Source organism: Pantoea folii, assembly GCF_056678875.1.
On sequence record NZ_JBWXON010000015.1, the window covers coordinates 132,094 to 138,494 of the forward strand.

At 56.6% G+C, this 6,401-nt stretch carries 8 protein-coding genes and 1 riboswitch; of the genes, 7 read left to right on the top strand and 1 reads right to left on the bottom strand.

Going from position 1 to position 6,401, the window contains the following annotated elements; all coding sequences use genetic code 11:
- Positions 1-192: 192 nt before the first annotated feature.
- Positions 193-630 carry a 6,7-dimethyl-8-ribityllumazine synthase gene (locus AC1MDE_RS17745; protein ID WP_034830445.1) on the bottom strand — a complete coding sequence of 146 codons (438 nt, stop codon included), beginning with the start codon at positions 628-630 and terminating at the stop codon, positions 193-195.
- A 177-nt stretch (positions 631-807) separates the two neighbouring features.
- Positions 808-927: riboswitch (TPP riboswitch) on the top strand.
- A gap of 115 nt (positions 928-1,042) precedes the next feature.
- On the opposite strand from AC1MDE_RS17745, the gene AC1MDE_RS17750 reads away from it, so the two are divergent.
- The 7 genes from AC1MDE_RS17750 to AC1MDE_RS17780 are packed head-to-tail and all read left to right on the top strand — an operon-like array spanning position 1,043 to position 6,278.
- A complete protein-coding gene (locus tag AC1MDE_RS17750; protein ID WP_480344912.1) occupies positions 1,043-1,987 on the top strand; it encodes an FAD-dependent oxidoreductase in 945 nt (314 codons plus the stop codon).
- On the top strand, positions 1,971-2,168 hold the full coding sequence (gene thiS, locus AC1MDE_RS17755) for a sulfur carrier protein ThiS (protein WP_034830370.1): 198 nt from the start codon (positions 1,971-1,973) through the stop codon (positions 2,166-2,168). Before AC1MDE_RS17750 ends, thiS begins: the two co-directional genes overlap by 17 nt.
- Before the next feature lie 3 nt (positions 2,169-2,171).
- Positions 2,172-2,930, top strand: coding sequence for a thiazole synthase (locus AC1MDE_RS17760; protein WP_058960329.1), 759 nt, complete (start codon positions 2,172-2,174; stop codon positions 2,928-2,930).
- Positions 2,931-2,939: 9 nt separating this feature from the next.
- On the top strand, positions 2,940-3,905 hold the full coding sequence (locus AC1MDE_RS17765; protein ID WP_480344913.1) for a ThiF family adenylyltransferase: 966 nt from the start codon (positions 2,940-2,942) through the stop codon (positions 3,903-3,905).
- Positions 3,902-4,615: an ABC transporter ATP-binding protein gene (locus AC1MDE_RS17770; RefSeq protein WP_479400290.1), complete on the top strand. Its 714-nt coding sequence runs from the start codon at positions 3,902-3,904 to the stop codon at positions 4,613-4,615. Before AC1MDE_RS17765 ends, AC1MDE_RS17770 begins: the two co-directional genes overlap by 4 nt.
- A complete protein-coding gene (locus tag AC1MDE_RS17775) occupies positions 4,599-5,333 on the top strand; it encodes an ABC transporter permease (protein ID WP_480344914.1) in 735 nt (244 codons plus the stop codon). Before AC1MDE_RS17770 ends, AC1MDE_RS17775 begins: the two co-directional genes overlap by 17 nt.
- 9 nt (positions 5,334-5,342) lie before the next feature.
- Entirely contained in the window at positions 5,343-6,278 is a 936-nt protein-coding gene (locus tag AC1MDE_RS17780; protein ID WP_058960325.1) for an ABC transporter substrate-binding protein, read from the top strand.
- Positions 6,279-6,401: the final 123 nt, after the last annotated feature.

A 6,401-nucleotide genomic window follows, 5' to 3' on the forward strand; every position in this document is an offset into this window, starting at 1 on the left:
TGTGAAGTGTTTTTGTACACCTTTTGCTGTTTACGACAAAAATTTACGTAAGTTGAAGTAGCAGAGGAGAGTAATGAAAGTGGCTTATGCGATTTTCGAAATAACGTAGAACATATTGTTCTTAAGGGCAGGGAGGTATTATTGAGAGCAAGAACACTTCACCGCGAATAATGAAGTGTTCCTGAGAGGGAATTAATCGATCGACAAATTATGAATCGCCAGCGCAGCACGCGCGGCCTCTTTGCCTTTCTTAATAAAGTGTTCGGTATAGAAGTTTTCCAGCACATCGACCGGCTGGAAATTGTGCGGCGTCAGTGAGACAGAGAACACTGGCACATTGGTGGTCAGCTGAACGTTCATCAGGCCATCAACCACGGCTGCAGCAACGAAATCGTGACGATAGATACCGCCATCCACCACCAGCGCAGCCGCTACAATCGCGTCGTATTTACCGGTTTCCGCTAAGCGTTTTGCCAGCAGCGGCATTTCAAATGCGCCCGGCACTTCCAGCACTTTTAATTCCGCTTCAACGTTCTGTGCTTTTAATTCTTGCTCAAAACCCACCAACGCATTGTGCACAATCTCTTTGTGCCAACCGGCTTTAATAAAGGCAATTCTAATATTTTTCATAATGAGTCCAACATCACCTATAATTTCTTTGCGCTTGAAAAGTAGCAATAATGCCTTTGTATACCATATGTTACGTTTTCGATCCAGAACGTGTACGTAGCGATAAATGCCATGCGATGACGTGATGGCTATCTGCGGTAATCCGTGCTTGACGGCGACCTGCGCCTGCAATACAAATAGACGCGTCGGGGGAGTCTCGCCAAAGAGACTGAGAGGCTAAAAGCGCAATGCGCGGCTTAGCGACCCTTTGAACCTGACCCAGTTGATACTGGCGTAGGAAGACTGACAGCACCGCTCCGGTGTTGTCTGGCGCAGAGGATCGCTCGCGCCCTTTCCCTCCTCCTGTATCTGCGGGTCTCAGTCAACACTGAGAGGCCGATGTGAATTCCCTTTATATCCCGGATAACCTGCTGTGAGCCGCTGGACGGTATTAGGCTGCGGCGTGGCTGGTCTCTGCGTGGCGACGCTGCTGGCTGAACGCGGCGAAGACGTCGACGTCATTGGCGACGACTCCCGCCAGCCTGCTTCCTGGTTTGCTGGCGGCATGCTTGCACCCTGGTGTGAATCTGAAAGTGCCCCGCAGGAAGTGATCTCTCTCGGGCAACACGCCGCTGGCTGGTGGCAACAGCGTGTCAGCAGCGTGGCACATCAGGGAACGTTGGTGGTGGCGCCACCGCGCGACAGCCAGGAACTTAACCGTTTTGCGCGCATGACCGAAAAGCACCAATGGGTCGATCCCGGTGACATTGAACCGTTGCTGGCCGGGCGTTTTGCCCGTGGGCTGTTTTTTGCCGGGGAAGCACATCTCGACCCGCGCCTGGCGCTCACGGAAATGCGCGAAAAGCTGTTACAGCGCGGCGTGCGTTTTGATGCAATACAACCTTCGGGCCGGGTGATTGATTGTCGTGGCATGCATGCCAAAGCCGACCTTCCGCGCCTGCGTGCTGTGCGTGGCGAGATGGTGATTCTGCACAGCGATGAAGTGCACTTTTCGCGTCCGATTCGCCTCTTGCATCCGCGCTTTCCCTGCTATCTGGTGCCGCGCCGTAATGGTCATTTCATGCTCGGCGCCACCATGGTGGAAAGCGACGATGCCAGCCCGATTAGCGCGCGCGCCATGATGGAACTGCTCAGCGCGGCCTACGCTATTCATCCTGCTCTGGCGGAAGCCCGCGTAGTCGAAAGCGGCAGCGGTTTACGTCCTGCTTATCCGGCCAACCTGCCAGAAATCCATTATCAAAACGACACTTATTATCTTAACGGCATGTATCGCCACGGTTTTCTGCTGGCGCCAATGATGGCAGAACAGCTGATGCAGCGCCTTTTCGGGGAACAATCCTATGAATATTCAGCTTAACGGCCGGGCGATCCGCACTGAGGCCAGCACGCTCAGCGAATTGCTGATCGAGCAGCAAATTGATGCCGCATGCGTTGCCAGCGCTTTCAACGGCAACTTTGTGCCTAAAAGTCAGTACAGCAGCCAGCAGCTGGAAGAGGGCTGTCAGTTGGAAGTCTTGTCCCCGATGCAGGGAGGTTGAAACATGTTTTACGATTTCGATCCGCAGTCACGTTTTCTGCTTGGCACCGCGGGCTATCCATCACCGGCGATTCTGCAACAGGCCATTGCCGCCTCTGGCACGGAAATCATCACCGTGAGTTTGCGTCGTGAAGGCGCGGCGGGCGCGGCTTTTCGCGAGCTGCTGACCGGGCTGGATATTCGCGTGCTACCCAATACCGCAGGCTGTCACACGGTGAAAGAGGCGGTGACCACCGCGCAGATGGCGCGCGAACTGTTCAACACCTCGTGGATCAAACTGGAGGTGATCGGGCATGCCGACACGCTCCAGCCCGATCCTTTTGCGCTGGTTGAAGCGGCACGCATCCTGTGTGCGGACGGTTTTCAGGTCTTCCCGTACACCACCGAAGATTTGATCGTCGGTGAGAAGCTGCTGGAAGCCGGTTGTGAACTGCTGATGCCGTGGGGCGCGCCGATCGGTTCCGGGCAGGGCCTGCGCAACATTGAAGGATTACGCGCGATGCGGGCATGGTTCAGCGACATCCCGTTGATAATTGATGCAGGCATCGGTGCGCCATCACAGGCCGCACAGGCGATGGAGATGGGCTTCGATGGCATCCTGCTCAATACCGCGGTGGCGAAAGCCGGCGATCCGGTTGGCATGGCGAACGGTTTCCGGCTGGCGATTGAAGCGGGACAGGCCGCACGCAGTGCTGGTTTGATGGAGAAACGGGATATGGCGGCAGCTTCAACACCGATCTTCGGTCTGGCGAGTTTGAGTTAAGGAGCCATCATGGATCGCTATCAACGGCAGATGATGCTGCCGGAAATCGGTGTCGAAGGTCAGCAAAAGCTGGCGGATGCGTGCGTCCTGGTGGTGGGGTCAGGCGGGTTGGGCGCTACATTACTGCCGCAGCTGGTTGGCGCAGGCGTCGGTTTTATCCGCCTGTGTGACGACGATGAAGTGGCCTTACACAATCTTCATCGCCAGACGCTGTTTACGATGCAGGACATCGGTCACAGCAAGGCAGCACGTGCGCAACAGGCGCTGGTGCAACGTAATCCCGAGGTGCAGATAGAGGTGGTGCCACGGGCTATCGGCGCCAGCGATCTGCCGCACCTCCTCACGGATATCGATCTGGTGATTGATGCCGCTGATAACTTCGCGGTGACCTATCAACTCTCCGACGCCTGTATGGCAACGCAGATTCCTTTGATCAGTGCATCAGTATTAGGTCGTCAGGGCTACGTCGGTGGCTTCTGCGGCAGCGCGCCGAGCTATCGGGCACTGTTTCCACGCTTACCCGCCTCCGCAGCCAACTGCAACATCGCAGGCGTGATGGGACCGGCAGTGGCGACTTTGGGTGCAATGCAGGCGCAGATGGCACTCAGCGTGCTGTTGGATCTGCAACCTTCACCCCTCGGCAGTGTGATCAACTGCGACTTCATCAACTGGCATATGCGCGCATTTCGTTTTGACGGCGCGGAAGAGCCAGAAAACAGCGTGCCCTTTATCGATGAGCAACTGCTGACGAAAGATGATTGCATTGTCGAGTTGCGCAGTGTGGAAGAAGCCCCCGTCAGCGTAGCGAACATCGTCGAACGCATTCTGCCGCACGCCATAGTCGATTGGCAGCCGCCGCAGGATCGGCGCATCGTGCTGGTGTGTGCCAGCGGCATTCGCGCGGCGCAGGCGGCCTCGGTGTTGGAAGCGCGAGGGTTTACCCGTCTGGCAATGTTGGCGGCAAAGCGACTATGAATCCGATCGGATTTAATGACATCACCTTTAGCTGGGGCGAACAGGCGCTGTGCCAGCAACTCAATCTGCAACTGCGCGGCGGTAAAACCACCGTGCTGTTGGGGCGCAGCGGCATTGGGAAAAGCACCTTATTGCGGCTGGTGGCAGGTTTGTTGCAGCCACAACAGGGCGAAATCAGTGGCTTACCGGGCAAAGTGGCGTGGATGGGGCAACAGGATTTGTTGTATCCGTGGCTGACGGTGCTGGAAAACGTGATGCTTTCCGCTCGGCTCAACGGTGAAAAATCGGACCGCGCGCGTGCGTTGGCGCTGCTTGAGCAGGTAAAGCTGAGTGAGGTGGCGCAAGCCTCACCGGATAAGCTTTCAGGCGGGATGCGGCAGCGTGTGGCACTGGCACGTACACTGTATGCCCAACGCGAAGTGGTGCTGATGGATGAGCCCTTCGCCACGCTGGATGTGATGACCAAACTCAGTCTGCAAACCCTGACTGCCACGCTGCTCAAGGGCAAAACGGTGCTGCTGGTTACGCACGATCCGCTCGAAGCCTGCCGTATGGCCGATGACATCGTGCTGTTGCATGGCCAGCCGTTAGCGGTTGAAAGCTGGCCGGTGCCTGCGGGTGATGCTCCCCGATCCCTTGATGATCCTCGCCTGCTACAGGCGCAGGGCGAACTCTTTTCCCGACTGAATCAAGATGAAAAAACTGTTTAGCGCGATCTATCTGATCGCGGTGCTGCTGTGTGGCTGGCTGCTGGCGCGGCACCATGGCGTGCCTGACTTTTTGCTGCCTTCGCCACTGGCGGTATTGGAGGCATTATGGCTGCATCGCCAGCTGCTGGCGCATCACGCGCTGTTTACCCTGGCAGAGATTGTGCTGGCGCTGATGCTGGGCGTTGGGACGGGCGTGATGCTGGCGGTGCTGATGGCGGGCAGCCAGACTCTACGCCGCGTGCTGTTTCCGCTGGTGACCGCCAGTCAGGCGATTCCGGTGTTTGCGCTGGCGCCACTGCTGGTGTTGTGGCTGGGATTTGGCATCGCCTCCAAAGTGGTGGTCGCCGCGTTAATCGTTTTCTTCCCACTGTGCCTGTCCTTTTTCGATGGCCTGTGCCGCACACCCTCCGGCTGGTTGGAACTGGCGGGCACACTGAATCCTTCGCGCGCACGGGTTTTCTGGCACGTGCGCTGGCCTGCTGCGCTACCGCAATTCTTTTCCGGTTTGCAGATGGCGGTGGTGCTGGCCCCGATTGGGGTGGTGATTGGCGAATGGGTGGGTGCCAGCGAAGGGCTGGGCTACCTGATGATGCAATCCAACGCCCGCCTGGAAACCGCCACCAGCTTTGCTGCTTTATTGCTCTTATTGATGCTGGCGCTGCTGCTCTCTGGCGGCGTCGCGTTGCTGCGTAAAAAATTCCTCTGGCACTCAACATAAGGACGTCCCTTGAACACCCTACGTACCGCGATTACCGCTTTGCTGCTGCTGGCAACCACCAGCGCACACGCCGAACAGAAGGTTCGCCTGCTGCTCGACTGGTTTGTGAACCCTAATCATGCGGCCATTTTTGCCGCGCAGTACAGCGGCGCTTTCAAGAAGGAAGGGCTGGATGTCGAGATGATCGCCCCGGCTGATTCGGCGTCGGTGCCGCTGTTGCTGGCGGCAGGCAAGGCCGATCTGGCGATCAGCTATCAGCCACAGCTTTACACGCTGGTGGAGAAGGACGTTCCGGTGATCCGTGTCGGCACGCTGATTGGTCAGCCGCTGAATACGCTGACCACCGTGTCCAGCGATATCCATTCGCTCAAAGATTTAGCGGGTAAAACGCTGGGTTACGCGGTGCCAGGATCGGAAGATGTGGCGATCCGCAATATGCTGAAATCGCAGGGCGTGGATGTCAATGCGGTGAAATTAATCAGCCTGAATATGGATTCCACTTCGGCGCTGCTGACGCACAAAATCGATGGCGCGATGACCATTTTCCGCAATTACGAGCTGATCGATTTGCAGGATAAGGGCGCGAAGCCCGTCGTGTTTAAACCCGAAGATTATGGTGTGCCCGCTTATGATGAGCTGATCATTCTGGCGAACAACAAGAGCGCCGCCCAGGACAAGCGTATTCCGGCATTCTTACGCGGTCTGGACGCGGGTGTGGTGTGGTTGCGTGCGCATCCGGAAGAAGCCTGGAAGGCGTTTATTAAGCAGTATCCTGAGCTGAACACCAAACTCAATCATCAGGCCTGGGAAGCGACATTGCCGCTATTTGATGGGCACAGCGCCACCTTTGATAAAGCAAAGTATCAGGCGTTTGGTGAATATATGAAAGCCAACGGGCTGATCAAAGATGTGGCGCCGATGACGCGCTACTCGCTGGAGCAGTAATCGTTTTGCGGGCTGGCTAATTCGCTGGCCCGCAATACACTTTCACCTTTCACCTTTCACCTTTCACCTTTCACCTTTCACCTTTCACCTTTCACCTTTCACCTTTCACCTTTCACCTTTCAC

Bases quoted from the DNA above. Each gene is read 5' to 3' on its own strand.
- thiS (WP_034830370.1), top strand. From the start codon at position 1,971: ATGAATATTCAGCTTAACGGCCGGGCGATCCGCACTGAGGCCAGCACG.
- AC1MDE_RS17770 (WP_479400290.1), top strand. From the start codon at position 3,902: ATGAATCCGATCGGATTTAATGACATCACCTTTAGCTGGGGCGAACAG.
- AC1MDE_RS17760 (WP_058960329.1), top strand. From the start codon at position 2,172: ATGTTTTACGATTTCGATCCGCAGTCACGTTTTCTGCTTGGCACCGCG.
- AC1MDE_RS17745 (WP_034830445.1), bottom strand. From the start codon at position 630: ATGAAAAATATTAGAATTGCCTTTATTAAAGCCGGTTGGCACAAAGAG.
- AC1MDE_RS17765 (WP_480344913.1), top strand. From the start codon at position 2,940: ATGGATCGCTATCAACGGCAGATGATGCTGCCGGAAATCGGTGTCGAA.
- AC1MDE_RS17775 (WP_480344914.1), top strand. From the start codon at position 4,599: ATGAAAAAACTGTTTAGCGCGATCTATCTGATCGCGGTGCTGCTGTGT.